Here is a 14728-nt window from a genome sequence, read left to right as displayed (position 1 = left end):
GGTTTCTCAAGCCGTTAAATAAATGTGTTCCTTTTCAGTAAAGGGATAATTGGTGCCGGGTTCACCGCATCCCCGGCCAGCCTGAAAATATTACCTGTAATTTGTAGCTTTGTTAAAATAGCAACGGATATCACATTTCAACCAGCACCACATGGCACTCAACTTATTTTCCGGCTTTGCCGACCAAGATAAAAACGCCTGGAAAAAGAAAGTCGAAAGAGAGCTTGGGCAAAAATTACCGGAGGCAGGATTCTGGAAAATCGCTGACCATACATTTGTAGATCCGTATTATACATCAGAAGAAGTCAATGATACAGCCACGGAAGAACTCCGGAACACGCAACGAAAAACAACGGGATGGCTTAATACGGCCTACATCAAATTAGACATGCCCGGCAGAACCAATGCCCAAATGCGTTCCGCCCTGGCCTCGGGAGCGGATGGCGTGCTGCTCGATCTGGAAAGCCATACACTGCCTCAATGTGAGTTTTTAAAAACCTTACACGCTATCCGACTGAGCGATTCATCCGTCTTTTTCAAAACCAGCCAAGATATTCACCAGGCCTTTCTGGAAATATCCAGGGGTAACGGATATTATTTAAAAGGAGGATTTGCGCTGGACCCTATTGCTCAAAAAATACGTTTCAACGCCGACCCGAACGATGCCCTGGAAAGCATTGGAGAAGTCATAAAAAAGACAAAAGCGATGAAGGATTTCCGGCCCTTCATGATCGAAAGTCACATCTATCACGAAGGTGGAGCCAACGTAGTACAAGAACTTGCCTTTATGACTTCGGCGCTGGTCTCGTGTGTGGATTACTTTACAGACAACGGAATCGCTCCGCTCCTCGCACTCAATCGCTTTTTCTTCTCCGTATCCATAGGCACAGATCATATTGCTGAAATTGCCAAACTTCGGGCGCTTCGGTTTCTGTATTACAAAATAACCCGTGCCTACGATTTACCCGACGCACTGTGCACCCCATTCATTCACGCGCAAACTTCCTCCTTCTATCATACAACTTTAATGCCCCATACCAACATGATCCGAGTGACCTCCGAAGCAATGAGCGCCATTATCGGAGGATGCGACGCTTTAACGGTATTGGGCTTTGATTCAAATGATGATGTTCTTTCGAATCGCATTGCAAACAATGTATCGCATATGATTGCCGATGAGAGTTACATCCGGCACGTGGCGGATCCGGCAGCCGGCTCCTATCTGATTGATAAAATCTCTGTCGCGATGGCCGATTCAGCCTGGTCGTTGTTTCTGCAAATGGAAAAAGATGGTGGTATGGTAACTTGTCATGAAAATGGATTTGTGAAATCGCAAATAGAAAAATCCTGGAATGAGAAACTGGAGGAACTCAATCACGCCAAAATAATGATAGGGATAAACAAATTTGCCGGACAAGACGTCCGCGAGGTTTTTCAACACGATCAGAAAAACACAACATCCGCCGAAGCCACAATCCCAAAAAGAAATCTGGCCGATGCGTGGCTTTCCAGTACAAAAAAATAAGTTGGAGTTAAAACCATCTGATTATCTAACAGTGTTAAATAGTTAAGGAGGTTACGCCTAAGGAAACATTTAAAAAAGTAAACCAAATTCATGAAGCCGAACTTCACAGTCAACAACTTTAAAAAGACGGACCATGAGACCGTGCAGGATAAATCGGGTAAACCCTGCATGACTGCCGAAGGTATCTTACTAAAAACAAAGTACACGGCAGACGACGCTCCTGAGCACCACCTGGGTGCTGGTGCACCTCCCTATTTGAGGGCTCCCTATGCCAGCATGTATCTCCAACGCCCCTGGACGATCAGACAATATGCCGGATTCTCAACCGCCACTGATTCCAATGCATTTTACAGAAAAAATTTAGCAGCAGGACAAAAAGGCCTTTCCGTAGCATTTGATCTGGCAACACACCGGGGTTACGACTCCGACCACGAACGGGTTATGGGAGATGTCGGGAAAGCAGGCGTCGCCATCGATTCGGTGGAAGATATGAAGATTCTGTTTGATCAGATCCCTCTGGATGTCATGTCCGTGTCCATGACCATGAACGGAGCGGTAATACCCATCATGGCGTTTTACATTGTGGCTGCCGAAGAGCAGGGCGTTTTGCCGAACCAGCTGTCGGGGACCATTCAGAATGACATCCTGAAAGAGTTCATGGTGAGAAACACCTACATATATCCTCCCGCCCCATCCATGCGCATTGTAGGCGACATTTTCGCATACACGTCTCAGTTTATGCCCAAATTCAATTCCATCAGCATCAGCGGATACCATATGCATGAAGCCGGCGCGCCAGCCCATATTGAACTCGCATATACCCTGGCCGACGGACTGGAATACATCCGTACCGGTATCACCGCAGGAATGAAAATCGATGACTTCGCACCACGCTTATCCTTTTTTTGGGGTATAGGCATGAATTATTTTATGGAAATTGCAAAAATGCGGGCAGGTCGGCTGCTTTGGGCTAAAATTGTGAGCCAGTTTAATCCGGGAAATGAAAAATCCTTAATGTTACGTGTACATTGCCAGACCAGCGGCTACAGTCTTACGGCGCAGGATCCTTATAACAATGTTGCCCGGACTTGTATCGAGGCTATGGCTGCCGTTATGGGCCATACACAATCATTGCATACCAATTCTCTGGATGAAGCCATGGCCCTTCCAACTGATTTTTCGGCACAAATAGCAAGGAATACCCAACTTTTCCTGCAGCACGAAACAGATATCTGCAAAGCAGTTGATCCCTGGGGTGGCTCATTCTACGTAGAATACCTGACCAAAGAACTGGTGGAAAAAGCGTGGGAGTTGATCCAGGAAGTGGAGAATCTGGGCGGTATGACCAAGGCTATTGAAACCGGTCTGCCAAAAATGAGAATCGAAGAAGCTGCGGCCCGTAAACAGGCCCGGATTGATTCCGGGAAAGATATCATTGTCGGGGTAAATAAGTACCAAACCAGTGCAGACGATCTTGTTGAAATTCGGGAAGTTGACAATCAAAATGTCAGGACAGAGCAAATCAAGCGATTGAATAAAATCAGAAAAGAGAGAAATACCGAAGAAACCAGGCAGTCCCTGGCTAGTCTGACCCAGGCCTGCAAGCTGGCGGGTGGGCTGGACATGGGAAGTAATTTGTTGGCACTAGCCGTAGACGCAGCGCGAAAAAGAGCTACCTTGGGTGAAATTTCCGATGCTATGGAGAAAGAATTCGGGCGATATAAAGCGGTGATCAGATCCGTATCGGGCATTTATCAAGCTGAGATTTCTGACGACGAAAACTTCCGTGTTGCATTGGAGTTATCGAATGAATTCGCGGAACTGGAAGGCAGAAGACCGCGTATCCTGGTAGCCAAAATGGGTCAGGACGGTCATGATCGAGGCGCGAAGATCATTGCTACCAGCTTTGCTGATCTTGGCTTCGACGTGGATATGGGTCCCCTGTTTCAGACACCGGCAGAAGTGGCCAGGCAAGCCGCAGAAAACGACGTGCATGTTGTTGGCGCTTCCAGCCTGGCCGCCGGACATAAAACACTGGTGCCTCAATTAATCGAAGAACTCCGAAATATTGGACGACCGGATATTATGGTGATTGCCGGTGGTGTGATACCTCCTCAGGATTATTCGTTTCTGTACGATGCGGGTGTAAAAGGCATTTTCGGACCCGGAACAGTTATTTCAATCGCTGCCCAAAAAATTCTGAAAGAATTAATGGCGGACTAAACCGTATCAGCTACCTATCTTCCCAAACACAAGTGAAGTGCAATTTCCCCCAAAACCAAACGAGTTCGAAAGAACAAAATTGACGGGAGAATCCGAACGATACCTTGCAACCGGAGCGATCGAAAAAGGTTGAACCGGCGTTTCCACACGAAGACTTGCGTAGATTTCGGAGTAGTAAATACTTAAAACACTAAAAACGGCTTCAACAGCACCTGCTGCTCCAAGTGTATGTCCCGTAAACGATTTCGTTGAGCTGTAAGGAGGCACTTGGTCGAAGACCTCTGTAAGCCCATACGTCTCGACGGCGTCATTGTTGGCCGTGGCCGTACCGTGCGCATTGATGTAGTCGACCTCCGAGGGATGTATGCCAGCTGATTTGATCGCTTGCGACATGGAGAGAATGGCACCCACTGCGTTATCAGACATCGCAGACGGATGATGTGCGTCGTTGCTATTGCCGTAACCCGCAACCGTGGCGTAACACTTTTTCCCTTTCGCAATATCCTCTGATTCTAAAACCAAATAAGCTGCTCCCTCACCCAAATTGAGACCGTCACGATTTTCATCAAAAGGACGGCAGGGAGCAGATGACAAAATTTTCAAAGCATTGAACCCATTTACCGTATACTTGGCCAGTGCGTCCACTCCTCCAACTATCACCCGATTAGCTCTGCCGGACCTGATGAGCCTGGCACCTAAAAGTATTGCGTTTGCCGACGAAGAACACGCTGTGTTAATGGTATCTGTAAATCCTTTGATATTATACCGCTCTACCAGCCTTAAGGTATGCGCTGCACAACCATAGGAATCGACAAACTCGGAAGCCGACGCTTTAAGATTTGCATCCTGGTACAGCTGATCCGTGATACACATGCCACCTACCGTACTGGCTGAAATAAGCGCAGTGCCCCAGCTCGAAAGCTCCTCCTGCGAAAGCCCAGCATCCCGAATCGCTTCATCAAAGGCTTTTAATGCCAGTGTACAGGTACGGGTGTATCCGGAGTGTCGCGTGAGGTTGGCTGCACTTAGCAAATCCGCATTACTGAGCTTCACTTCGCCAAATGGAAGAAGATCTTTATAGTACGAATCAAAATGGAATGCCTCGCCTATACCCGCTTTAGAGCACCGTAAACTGGTGTGGTTTTCGGTCAGATCATCACCGATGGCGGTGATAATTCCCATTCCGGTTATCAACACCCTTTTCATTCTATTAAGCAGGTTTGGTGTTCTGCAGGATATATTCCGCCATGTGGTTTACATCCACCAGAATTTTCCTTCCCTCAGCCGGATTGGTAATCTTGATTCCGTACTCTCTTTCCAGTAATACGACCAATTCCAGAGAATCGATGGAGTCCAGCCCCAGATCACCTCCAAACAAGGGCTCATCATCCTTAATGTCAGCGGGGTTGATATCCAACAAATTCAGGTATTGTACAATTTGTCCTTTAATAACAGGTTTTAAGCTTTCGGCGTCCATAGGTTTACTATTCGTTTTCTGGTGTGCGTGGAGTCATCGTATCCGATTTTCCAATTTACAGCTCAGATAATCTTGTCAATTCTTAATTTAAAATATGTGCAAAGTTGGCAAATCAAAATGAATACTCCCAAAAACAACAAAATTGCCTTCAATTCATGCCAGCTTCCGCCTTTGAGAAACAATACGTAGAATCCTTCCAGGCACCAGTGTAAAGGTGAGAAATTACTCGCAAACTGCATGAAACCGGGCATGACAAAAGTAGGGACTAAAATTCCGCCAATAGCTCCAAAAATAATGATTGAGATGGCTCCAAAACCGTTTGCCTGCTCCTGGGTCCTGGCAATGGCCCCGATCACCAGGGCGTAACTTACCGCAGCCATGCTGCTCATGAATACCACCGCCACAAATGCGGGAAAATTATCAGGAATGGTAAGTTGTGGCAGACCGATGCGTGGAAGCACCCAGATGCCCATGGAAAAAGTCAAAGCTACCTGAAGGACGGCCACCACTACATAAATACTCATCTTGCTGAACATAACCAGCATGAAGCTGGTGGGCATGGTCTTAAGTCTCAGAAAACTCCCATTAACACGTTCCTTTACAATATTGCTCCCCAGCGACACCACCATAAAAAACATGGCGAAAATGGTCCAGGCAGGTACATTGTGTTGCGTAGAATTGGGTATCACCGAGGAATTGCTGTTGCTGGCGACCAGATGCTCTATTTTGACACGATTGGAAATCATACGTTCTTTGAGTTTCGCCGACTTGTCGCCAAGTTCCATATTGGCATACATTCGCTCAATCATCAGAGCGTTTTCGATGACGCTCATGTAAGAGTGGATGATACCCATCACCGAATAGCTGTAATTCTCCTGAAGCACAGGATCGCTATAAAACGAAAGCACGGGCATGGAAACGCTTTGATTTTGAGTCGAATCATAATCCAGCCCAAGATCGTCCATCAGTATTTTACTGACATCCCCGGCATTGCTTTCCAGTCCCGCCGAAAACGTTTCGGGTACAAACAAGGCTATCATTTTCCCTCGTGACAGTAATTCCGATTTCAACGATTCACGGGGAAGTTCGTTAAGTGTGTCAATTTTAAAAAGGCCTGATTCTGATAATAATTTCACAAGCTTATCCCCTTCAACTCCTCGGTCATGATTCACTATAAGCAGCGGAATCTCGTTTTCGTTTACCATTTTGTAAGCGCTGTCCTGAATAATCGTGATAATAAAAACAAGCAGCAATGGCATCAAAAACATCAGTGCAAGGCCAACCTTGTCGTTGATCAGCAACAGAAATTCTTTTCGTATGGAGGCATATATTTTAAACATCTCAGTCTCTGTACTCCTCCCCGGTCAGCTTTATAAACAGGGATTGCAAACTTTCAGTATGATTTTGTGCCAGCAGACTGGTAAGTTCACCAGTCGCAATAACCCTGCCATTATCCATCAGAGCAATGCGATTACAGAACTCCTCGGCCTCTGACATGTGGTGAGATGTATAAATGATGGTGGTACCTTGTATGTTCAATTCCTGCAGGTATCTGATAATTGCATTTTTACTCTGTACGTCCACGCCCACCGTGGGCTCATCCAAAAACAAGATAGCGGGCTTGTGTATAATGCCAATGGCCAGATTGACCCGTCGTTTCATGCCGCCCGAAAACGTCTCCACCTTTTTATCTGCCGATTTCGACAAGCCCAAAACATCCAGTAACTCTTCTCTTCTGGATATTAAACCGGCCTTCGGCAAATTGTACATGGCCCCAAAATAGTCGAGATTCTGACGGGGAGTTAATTCCTGATAAAACGCATATTCCTGTGGAACAAAACCCACTACACTTCTTCGCTCTTTCTCCGCTATCTCCATGCCCTTTACATAAAAACGGATCTCCCCCGCCGATGGCGGTATAATGCCACAAAGAATAGAGATTAAGGTAGTCTTGCCCGCTCCGTTGGGCCCCAGTAAGCCGAAAACATCTGATTGATTGATCTTCAAAGAAACCCCCGAAACACTGTTGTCCGTTGCGGATTTGTATTTTTGGGTAACATGCTCAATTTCAATACATGGAATTTCACTCATAGGTCCGTTTTTCACCCACGCAGGTTCAGTTTCGACAGTTTCTGAAAAGCATCCTTTTCAACAGATCTGATTTCAACTAGCATATCCGCTACTTCCTCAAAATCCTTTTGCTCTGTAAGACGGCCTTTGTAAATACCTGCCATTTTGATCGCACTGGCTCTCCACATATCACCTGCCTTCGTAAAATCTTCACCAATCACCGATACGCTATCGTTCTGTAAATAGGCCGCTGCTTCCTCCAGAAACGCCCCATAAAGAAAACGAAACCCACCCCCTCCGGTACCAATCTCCTCCTGCATCCGAACGATTTGCCCTAAATACAGCCCCGCTTTTTTAAGACCGAGTTTATCCCTCCACTTACGGATATGATTGGAAGTATGCCTGATGCCGTCCACACCTGCAAAATTCCCTGGGATTCGAAGCATATCACGCACATTCCGGTTGATGCCCCGTGCTATACCTTTCCTGATCAAGTCGTGTGAAATGGAACCAATTTTTTCGGGGAAGTAAATATGCCCTTTGGGAGCCAGCGGGCCCTGTGCAAATCGCACTCTGGAAAGATCCTCAACCGATATTGTTGTAACGTCCTCCATCACCGGGTCGCTTATCAAGTATTTCCCATCTTCACGGCCATACACGATAAGATTATGCGCGTTGAAATGAAACCGGTACTCCTTTGGAAAGTAAGGTAGATGAAACACACCAACCTGACAGCCAACAGGCACCCCTTCTGCTATCTTTCGATCCAGAAAATCCTGTGCTGCCTGTTGACTACTGAATTTTTTCCGGGTTACCTCCACACCCAGTGACTTGCACGTTCTTTTAAAAATGGCTCCTGGCATTGTTCTGAAAGAAATGGCCGGGCCGTTGTTAACCGTCAGAAAAGGTATTTGTATGTAAAAAAGGCCCGACCCCATGCCAAAAGCCAGTGGCTCGGTCATAAAATCCAGCCCATGATATCGCAGCAAAGCAGTAGTTACACCATTTTCGCAGTGTGCGGTCTGCACATGATGAAAAGCATCAATCTGACTGTCCTGCATGTCCATTTTATCCTTTAAAATTTCTTAATTCCTCGACAGAAATATCAAATGCCTTAGCATATTTCGCAAGCTTCTTGTCGCTAAGATTCTTGAATACGCCAGGTTTCATGTGACGTTTTATAAAAAATCCCCAAAAACCAGTGTAACCTGACAGAACCGGAATGTCCATCAACCGAAGTTCCATAAAATAATGAACCGGACTCTTTTCTCCCAGCGCAACCGCTTTTCGGGCATCCTCAATTCGTTGATTTACATCCACCCATGCACCATCCAGTGCATCCTTTTTCACATCCCATCCCCTGCTTAACGCCGTTTCATACTTACCGTCTTCATTTTTAACATACACTACCTCCCTCGTAAACTGGTCAAGGGCGCCCGGATCCTGCGGCAAGTCTTCCTTTTTCATATACTTATAAAGAGATAGTTATCAAATCATGAACAACTTTCAGACAACTGTAAGCAAGCAAAACATATACGAAAAACGGGAGCTTTCGGGCACGGCCAGGAGTATTTTTTCCCCCTTTTTCAAACGTCCGCTATTGAAAACCTCTTCCAGCATCATGTAAATGGATGCTGCACCCACATTCCCCTTTGAGTCCAGATTGGTAAACCACTTTTCCTTGGGAATGGGAATTCCATTTTCGGTGAAAAACTCATCAATTTTGCTTTCAAAGAAGTAGCTTGATAAATGAGGCAGAAAATACTGCACATCGTCCATGCTCACCCCTTTCTCAATCAGAATATTTTTAAGCTTGGTAAAACCCAGCTTCACAATTTTTTCTCCTAGCAGCTTCACATCCTGTTTTATACTCAAAATCGATTTTTCAAGCACCTCATCCGGTTTATAGTCCTTATAGCTTTTGAGCGTCCCGTCGGGAAGTTTATCTGCTCCCATGTACATACATGCCTCCTCATGGTTGGCATAGGAACACCCTTCTATCCATTCAATTTTTAGCGAGATCGAATCCTTATTTGGTTTTGACTCCACCAAGAAAGATCCGGCGCCATCAGAGAGCATCCACCGAAGGAAGTCCTTCTCAAAGGCCAGAAAGGGATTCTGCTCAAGTTTTATCAACTGCTGAATTTCGTCCTCGAACTGATCTGACCGTAAAACAGACGACAGCCGCTCCGATGCACATGACACGGCCTTTACCTTTTCGCCGAGCCTCACCGACATGTACGCGTACTTGAAAGCATGCATGCCTGCGCAGCATACGCCCGAGGGCGAAACCACCTCAATAGACTCTGTTTCAGGCAAGTGACCATGTACCATCACGCCATGGGAAGGCATGAGCTGATCTGCACTGGAAGTGGCACAACTTAAAAGATCAATTTCCTTCAAGGTATCGGGTGCATCTGCAAATAATGCTCTCACCGCCAAAGCGGCCATTTCAGCATTGGTGTGCGTTACGGTACCATCCTTTGTGATGGCATAATACCTGCTTTTTATTTTGTTGTTGCGAAGAACGATTGCTTTCGATTTCGAGGGCTTTCCGTTAATGTATCCCAGATATTGTTCCATTTCCTCATTGGAAACGGCTTCATTTGGCAAAAACTTGGCAATCCTTGTAATATATGCTTCTGACATTATTCTTTTAAATCTAAACCACAAAAGTATTCTTTTTTCTTCTCAATCGCACTTTTGGTAAATGGGGCTATCAGCAAATTGTAGACAAATAGCAAAACAGGTGCCACCATAAATAGGGCGATCAGCAAATAGTATTTAAACAAACCAACTAATTTCTTTCTTTTTTGCGGTGTAGTTCCTTTCTTTTTGATCAAATTGGCCCACAAATAGAATATTTTTTTGGCCCTCTGTTCAATAAATAAAATATCGGTGGGGATTTCAATCAAACCTGAGGACAGAATTGTCTTTTGCAGGCCGCTAAAATCTTTGTTATCCAACGCATTGCGTACCATTTTGCCAAAACCAGTGGCGCTTTCAATATCCTTATCGCTAACGCCCGGCAACGGAAAAATTCCCCATTTACGATCCTTTCGTCCGGTAAGCATCCAATGTAAAATCGTAACCGCGCTCACCAGATTAGACGTCCTGTCCATAAATGGAATGTTTGCAACCAAGGTCCCCCCCGCAGCTTTAATGTGCTTTTTAACACTTTCCTGTGCATTCAGCCACATATTTCGTCCGCCAATTAAGGTCACCACGGGCGTATTACTTATAATTTGTCGAAACTTTTCCTGCTGCAACAGCGACGATATCGGTAATGAGGGAGACAAAAACCAGGGCTGATAAGCAAGAATGATCAAACTGTACTTATCTTGTTGGGGATTTATATCAGCCAATAAAATAGGCTCCTCCAGCACCGTTTCGGGCATTGTGTCGAAAAACACATCCGATGTCCACGGAAACGGAAAAAGCTTTTGAGGCTGAACCGTTAAATGTTCGATGCTTGAAGGATCGAAAGGTTTCAAAAAACGATTCACAATTTCATTTAACTGTCCGGATTGCGAATAACTGACGACAAGTATTTTGTTCATTTAAAAACCTATAATGGGGTTGTGCAAATATCACTTCCCTTTTAAATCACTCTCCTTCAATATTTTTGAAGTTAACGTATAGTTTAAGATAACCGATTTTAGCGCATCCTCCGACTTTTCAAATCCAGCCACCACTACGGCTTTATCTTCTGCAATTTTTTTGTTGTAGTTGAGAATTTTCGGAGCATGCTCCTGAATAGTTAATCTCAAAAACCTATACTCTACATTGGCGGGCTTTTTCTCAATTTCGCTTTCCAGCCTTTTAGCACCTGCCTTAAACGTATTCACCTTGGTTTTTACCCCCTTTATAAAATCAGCCTTTTTCATTTGCAAAGCACCCTGATAGGCCAAAACCTGCGAGGTCGGTTTTGCCCTGTGCAGCTCTTTAAGTTTACCGTCTATTGCTTCCTCCGACCCCGACGCCAGTGTTTTATAAAATGCATTTTTATCGATCGGGGTAAGTGAGAAGGATAAAAATAACAGGAGCCCACAAGCATATTGGAGAGGCTTTCTATTCATTATTCCAGATTTTCAGTGTGTCGGTAAGCCATGTGAATCATTGCGCGCTTTTCATACATTCGAGGATGGTATGATAGCTATCTCCGATCAACGGATAAGTTTCTATCACCTCAAAACCTGCCTCACGAACCAACTCCTTCATCACCTCGATACGGTACATCTTACTGTTGCCATTGGCCATAATGGTAAAATAGAGTGATGTAGCTACCAGGCTAAAATGGGCCGCCGGATAATTTTGATTATCAAAAAATGGCTCCAGAATATAAAGCCTGGTGTGCTGGGACGAAGCCTGATGGGCATTTTTAAGAATACTGATAATCTGCTTTTTTGAAAAACAATCCAGAAACTGGCTCATCCAGATCACATCAGCACCCTGAGGTATTTTCTGAGCGGTATCCAGCAAATCAATCGCATGAAAATCAATGCGATCAGCAAGCCCGCGTTCCTCTGCATTTTTCCTGGCCACATTCAACTGAACAGGCAGATCCAGGATCTTTATCTTCACATCGTTGTCATAGTCGCAGCATGCAAACGACCATTTTCCGGTATTCCCGCCAATATCAAAAATGGTTCCGGGATGGGTTCTGAAAACAATTTTTAAAGCATCAGGGAAAGCGCCGTCGGAATAATAGTGATCAAACTCAAACCATGAAGTTTTGGCAGGTTCGGGTAGTATGGACAACCCCTGATAAATTGTTGGCCAATCGCCCAGCACTTTTAATCCCTCCGGCTTTCCATTTTTGATGCTGTCGGTCATCGCTTTTGCACCGAGATAACAAACGTCATTCATAAAATTAACATTCACTCTGGTCATTTCGTCCTTCAGAAGGAAAAAACCAACTTTGCTGATTCTGACTACATTTGCCTCCACATCCAAGACACCCAGAATCTCGGCTGCTTCGATCAGCAGATTGATTCCATACTCGGAAACGTCCATCTCATCAACTATCTTTTCAATGGTAACGCCTTTGCGATGACTGGAAATAAACTCCAAAATACCGAGGTCCCTCAAGGCAACTACTGCCTGGAAATACATTGGACCAAATGCTATTTTCTGCGCTTCATATTTGGCATCAATGGCCGATAACTCCTTTTTCATTATATAGGTTTGTTACGCTTACTCATGGTCCGCTGGAACCATTCTATTTTTAAATCTTCGCTTGTAACGCTTTTTCCTTAAATCCTCTTCATGCCAAATGATGTATTTCCCGATGGTTCCTTTGAACCTTTTGAAAAATCCTTCCCTATCAGATAGTTTTTCAAACCCTGGCTTCAGAGCGGGCGCCACATCAATTTCTGGTTCGGTATGATCCAGCGTCCTTAGTGTGTCGATGACGATTGGCAAAAGTGAAACTGGAAGTTCAAATTTACGCATGAACTTCCGCATAAAACTGGTCTGATAAGGATCCGTTGCCAGTGCAATCTTTGAAAATCCTTTCTCTTTTGCAAGACGATAGGAATAATAAACGTTCTCGGTGCTGTGTTCAGCTTTCTCCTCTGTAAATAAATTCTCCTTCGGAATCCCTAATGCTTCGGCATAATAGGCCATTACCCGACTTTCTATATAAGGTGTGGCTACTGCGGAGCCGGAGAAAATGATATTTTTTGTATAACCCTTTTCCAGCAAAAATCTGGCCCAAATAATTCTCATGGCATGTACCCGATCCCATTGACTGCCGTCGAATGGAAAGCCGGGAACGATCACCGCATCATAAGGCTTTTCTTCAATGCCTTCATGAAAGGCTTTCGCCGAAGACTTAAAGAGCATTTTGCTACAACCCGGAAGGGCGAGTAGGATCAAAGCGAAAAGGATTGTTTTTAAAGCCAATATTCAGGTTATTTATTAAACAGTAAGCTGTGAAAAGCAGCCTAATTGGTTGCAATCCACAGCCTACCAGATAAAACGATTGACAATTAAGCAAAATATGTGCCAAAAGCCTCAACAACACATATCTATTTGAAAGATTTACTCCATTTCTTGTACAAATTGCTTTCGATCTCCTTATTTATTTGATATACTCCCCCAGCCCAGAAATTTCTAAAGCCAATCCCACCTGCCTTTCCCTGGACTTTTTCGGTATACAGAACCTTTTTCGAACTGAGATCAATGAAAGTCACCCAAGCCGTCATAGCGCTTTTCTCTTTAGAATCATCGGGTGCCTTGAACAAACTTTCTACTATGTATACAATCCCGATTCCCGACTTCTCACTCAGTGAATATTTCGCCACCGACTTCTTCACCTGATCTTCGCTGATTTCATAGGCATCGGCAATGATATTTCCCTCCACATTGGCTGTTTTGTTTAGGGTAACCATATCTTCCACCTTGGAAGCGTACTGGTCATCTTTCAGATTAAATATTTTCTGAAGTGAAAACTTTTTAGGTTCAAACTCAATCAGGTTGTTCCAGCTCACCATGTGCTGATTTTTGATGGCCACCGGATCCATAAATCCTGCCCGCCCAATGTATTTGGACTGCGTAAAATCCAAGCCTAAAAAGGTTAACCTGGCTTTTCCATTAAACAGGTCCGACATGGTATTTTGCGCAAACAGCTGATTGCCAGCTAGCAAAACAAAAAGTGTAAATATGAGTCTTTTCATAAAACGAGGTAATTTTCGGTAAATGAATTGTTATAATCAGTCAAACCTAGCTCCTACGCGTTAGGACTTTTTTATGTCAAAAAAATGAGCGAAAGTGAACCACTAAGGTTTAATCCAGCCACTATGCGTGGGCCGCATTTCACAACTTCTTCTCAATGTAATTAGCCAGTACCTTGCCAGCCTTTGCATACGATTCCGCCAACCGGGCGCCAGTATCAAAATCCATTCCCATAGCCATGCTGCCAGGCACTTTCAGAACAGACAGCTCCGCTACTTTTGACGACTTATTGGCACTTTCAACGATATCAAACTGAAAATCCACCGCGGCATTTTTTCGCATCACACCTACATTAAATCCGGGCTCCACGAATGTAGTACGTACAATCAGCGTATACTTTGAATCCGGCCTCCCGCCTACAACAGAAAGGCCTTTGTCCTCCAATCCTTTATTAAAAAGTTCTTCGAATTTTGGTTCAAAACGGTCTTTCCGGTCTGCGACCCAGGCCTTTTTCCAGCTGTCACCTCGTCCGGCCTCTTTGGCATTGTACTCTTCCGATTTTTTATCCAGATATTCCTTTTCGGTGGCAAATTTACCTACGCCAAAACTTGAGTAATCGTATTCTACATTGATTGTTTTCTGTCCCGCCAGTACAGCTACATCGCCTGATTTCACATTCACTTTCTGAGCAAATGAATCAGTCACAAACACCGACAGCGCAACCATGGACGCGTAAAAAATTCGTTTCATAAATT

Annotated in this window: 15 protein-coding genes; 2 read left to right on the top strand and 13 right to left on the bottom strand. The window is 44.6% G+C overall.

Annotated elements, in window-relative coordinates; all coding sequences use genetic code 11:
• The first annotated feature begins 151 nt into the window (after positions 1 to 151).
• Together DYADSP32_RS29005 and scpA are read left to right on the top strand one after the other, a co-directional pair.
• A complete protein-coding gene (locus DYADSP32_RS29005) occupies positions 152 to 1525 on the top strand; it encodes a methylmalonyl-CoA mutase family protein (RefSeq protein WP_149239487.1) in 1374 nt (457 codons plus the stop codon).
• 90 nt (positions 1526 to 1615) lie between these two features.
• Positions 1616 to 3748, top strand: coding sequence for a methylmalonyl-CoA mutase (gene scpA / locus DYADSP32_RS29000; RefSeq protein ID WP_149239488.1), 2133 nt, complete (start codon positions 1616 to 1618; stop codon positions 3746 to 3748).
• 6 nt (positions 3749 to 3754) lie between these two features.
• Here scpA and DYADSP32_RS28995 read toward each other — a convergent pair whose 3' ends face one another.
• From DYADSP32_RS28995 to DYADSP32_RS28935, 13 genes are all read right to left on the bottom strand, one after another.
• Positions 3755 to 4954 (bottom strand): beta-ketoacyl-[acyl-carrier-protein] synthase family protein, encoded by a 1200-nt coding sequence (locus DYADSP32_RS28995; protein WP_149239489.1) that lies wholly within the window; start codon positions 4952 to 4954, stop codon positions 3755 to 3757.
• 4 nt (positions 4955 to 4958) lie between these two features.
• A complete protein-coding gene (locus DYADSP32_RS28990) occupies positions 4959 to 5225 on the bottom strand; it encodes a phosphopantetheine-binding protein (protein WP_149239490.1) in 267 nt (88 codons plus the stop codon).
• Positions 5226 to 5287: 62 nt separating this feature from the next.
• The gene (locus DYADSP32_RS28985; protein WP_149239491.1) at positions 5288 to 6565 is read right to left on the bottom strand and encodes an ABC transporter permease; all 1278 of its coding nucleotides are present in this window, start codon (positions 6563 to 6565) and stop codon (positions 5288 to 5290) included.
• A 1-nt stretch (position 6566) separates the two neighbouring features.
• Positions 6567 to 7316 (bottom strand): ABC transporter ATP-binding protein, encoded by a 750-nt coding sequence (locus DYADSP32_RS28980; protein WP_149239492.1) that lies wholly within the window; start codon positions 7314 to 7316, stop codon positions 6567 to 6569.
• 11 nt (positions 7317 to 7327) lie between these two features.
• A complete protein-coding gene (locus DYADSP32_RS28975) occupies positions 7328 to 8362 on the bottom strand; it encodes a BtrH N-terminal domain-containing protein (protein WP_149239493.1) in 1035 nt (344 codons plus the stop codon).
• Position 8363: 1 nt separating this feature from the next.
• A complete protein-coding gene (locus DYADSP32_RS28970; protein ID WP_149239494.1) occupies positions 8364 to 8762 on the bottom strand; it encodes a hypothetical protein in 399 nt (132 codons plus the stop codon).
• Positions 8763 to 8801: 39 nt separating this feature from the next.
• Positions 8802 to 9944 carry a beta-ketoacyl-ACP synthase III gene (locus DYADSP32_RS28965; RefSeq protein WP_149239495.1) on the bottom strand — a complete coding sequence of 381 codons (1143 nt, stop codon included), beginning with the start codon at positions 9942 to 9944 and terminating at the stop codon, positions 8802 to 8804.
• Positions 9944 to 10855, bottom strand: coding sequence for a hypothetical protein (locus tag DYADSP32_RS28960; protein ID WP_149239496.1), 912 nt, complete (start codon positions 10853 to 10855; stop codon positions 9944 to 9946). Before DYADSP32_RS28960 ends, DYADSP32_RS28965 begins: the two co-directional genes overlap by 1 nt.
• Positions 10856 to 10885: 30 nt before the next feature.
• The gene (locus tag DYADSP32_RS28955) at positions 10886 to 11374 is read right to left on the bottom strand and encodes a hypothetical protein (protein ID WP_149239497.1); all 489 of its coding nucleotides are present in this window, start codon (positions 11372 to 11374) and stop codon (positions 10886 to 10888) included.
• 37 nt (positions 11375 to 11411) lie between these two features.
• Positions 11412 to 12473 (bottom strand): methyltransferase, encoded by a 1062-nt coding sequence (locus tag DYADSP32_RS28950; protein WP_149239498.1) that lies wholly within the window; start codon positions 12471 to 12473, stop codon positions 11412 to 11414.
• Between the two features lie 18 nt (positions 12474 to 12491).
• Positions 12492 to 13202: a YdcF family protein gene (locus DYADSP32_RS28945; RefSeq protein ID WP_414618142.1), complete on the bottom strand. Its 711-nt coding sequence runs from the start codon at positions 13200 to 13202 to the stop codon at positions 12492 to 12494.
• A 125-nt stretch (positions 13203 to 13327) separates the two neighbouring features.
• Positions 13328 to 13975 carry a hypothetical protein gene (locus tag DYADSP32_RS28940; protein ID WP_149239499.1) on the bottom strand — a complete coding sequence of 216 codons (648 nt, stop codon included), beginning with the start codon at positions 13973 to 13975 and terminating at the stop codon, positions 13328 to 13330.
• A 139-nt stretch (positions 13976 to 14114) separates the two neighbouring features.
• The gene (locus DYADSP32_RS28935; RefSeq protein WP_149239500.1) at positions 14115 to 14723 is read right to left on the bottom strand and encodes a hypothetical protein; all 609 of its coding nucleotides are present in this window, start codon (positions 14721 to 14723) and stop codon (positions 14115 to 14117) included.
• Positions 14724 to 14728: the final 5 nt, after the last annotated feature.

Origin of the sequence: Dyadobacter sp. 32 (assembly GCF_902506755.1) — a bacterium.
Classification (GTDB): Bacteria; Bacteroidota; Bacteroidia; order Cytophagales; family Spirosomataceae; genus Dyadobacter.
The sequence above is the reverse complement of the archived record's forward strand: the minus strand, read 5'-3'. Positions and strand labels throughout refer to the sequence as shown.

What these genes read in the sequence shown, in the direction of transcription:
- DYADSP32_RS28985 (WP_149239491.1), bottom strand. Translation starts at nt 6,565, where the DNA reads ATGTTTAAAATATATGCCTCCATACGAAAAGAATTTCTGTTGCTGATC.
- DYADSP32_RS28990 (WP_149239490.1), bottom strand. Translation starts at nt 5,225, where the DNA reads ATGGACGCCGAAAGCTTAAAACCTGTTATTAAAGGACAAATTGTACAA.
- DYADSP32_RS28995 (WP_149239489.1), bottom strand. Translation starts at nt 4,954, where the DNA reads ATGAAAAGGGTGTTGATAACCGGAATGGGAATTATCACCGCCATCGGT.
- DYADSP32_RS28965 (WP_149239495.1), bottom strand. Translation starts at nt 9,944, where the DNA reads ATGTCAGAAGCATATATTACAAGGATTGCCAAGTTTTTGCCAAATGAA.
- DYADSP32_RS28970 (WP_149239494.1), bottom strand. Translation starts at nt 8,762, where the DNA reads ATGAAAAAGGAAGACTTGCCGCAGGATCCGGGCGCCCTTGACCAGTTT.
- DYADSP32_RS28940 (WP_149239499.1), bottom strand. Translation starts at nt 13,975, where the DNA reads ATGAAAAGACTCATATTTACACTTTTTGTTTTGCTAGCTGGCAATCAG.
- DYADSP32_RS28955 (WP_149239497.1), bottom strand. Translation starts at nt 11,374, where the DNA reads ATGAATAGAAAGCCTCTCCAATATGCTTGTGGGCTCCTGTTATTTTTA.
- DYADSP32_RS28975 (WP_149239493.1), bottom strand. Translation starts at nt 8,362, where the DNA reads ATGGACATGCAGGACAGTCAGATTGATGCTTTTCATCATGTGCAGACC.
- DYADSP32_RS28935 (WP_149239500.1), bottom strand. Translation starts at nt 14,723, where the DNA reads ATGAAACGAATTTTTTACGCGTCCATGGTTGCGCTGTCGGTGTTTGTG.
- DYADSP32_RS28960 (WP_149239496.1), bottom strand. Translation starts at nt 10,855, where the DNA reads ATGAACAAAATACTTGTCGTCAGTTATTCGCAATCCGGACAGTTAAAT.
- DYADSP32_RS29005 (WP_149239487.1), top strand. Translation starts at nt 152, where the DNA reads ATGGCACTCAACTTATTTTCCGGCTTTGCCGACCAAGATAAAAACGCC.
- scpA (WP_149239488.1), top strand. Translation starts at nt 1,616, where the DNA reads ATGAAGCCGAACTTCACAGTCAACAACTTTAAAAAGACGGACCATGAG.
- DYADSP32_RS28980 (WP_149239492.1), bottom strand. Translation starts at nt 7,316, where the DNA reads ATGAGTGAAATTCCATGTATTGAAATTGAGCATGTTACCCAAAAATAC.
- DYADSP32_RS28950 (WP_149239498.1), bottom strand. Translation starts at nt 12,473, where the DNA reads ATGAAAAAGGAGTTATCGGCCATTGATGCCAAATATGAAGCGCAGAAA.